The organism is Maribacter sp. TH_r10 (assembly GCF_033101095.1).
Lineage (GTDB): Bacteria > Bacteroidota > Bacteroidia > Flavobacteriales > Flavobacteriaceae > Maribacter_A > Maribacter_A luteus.
The window spans coordinates 1-517 of record NZ_JAWMPY010000041.1 but is presented as its reverse complement, the minus strand read 5'-3'; the positions used below and the strand labels follow the sequence as shown (position 1 = coordinate 517).

Sequence of the window (517 nt, the reverse complement as noted above, 5' to 3'; positions counted from 1 at the left end):
CAGTACCGTAAACGGAGAGGCATCTATCGCACTTGACCTTTCCCCTGCGATCAATGCTATGGAGAAGACCACTACGGTTGTAGAAGGCACTGGAATCGATGTTTCTTCCACAACATCTGGCAACAATACGGAATATACGGTTACCGTGGATCCTACGGATATAGTAGGCGATGGCAGTATCACCTCCCCAAACAGTACGATTACTCTAGGGGGAACACCTGCGAACTCCATATTGGAGAATGTAACCTTGGATGTTAACGAATCGTCTTTGGCTGATGGAAGTGTTACCTCGCCCAACAGTACAATAATATTGGGAGGTACACCTGCGAACGCTATTTTTGAGGATGTTACCATGGACGTGGATGTTTCGGCATTGACGGGAGACGGTAGTATCACATCTCCCAACAGTACGATAACATTGACAGGTACTCCGGCGAATTCCTTATTGGAGAATGTTGGTTTGGACGTGAATGAAACGGCCTTGGCTGATGGAAGTATTACATCCCCGAACAGTACA

The 517-nt window shown here is 47.0% G+C and carries 1 pseudogene; it reads left to right on the top strand.

The window, feature by feature from the left end:
• Positions 1 to 517, top strand: a pseudogene (locus R3X28_RS19240) (hypothetical protein); the annotation flags it as partial.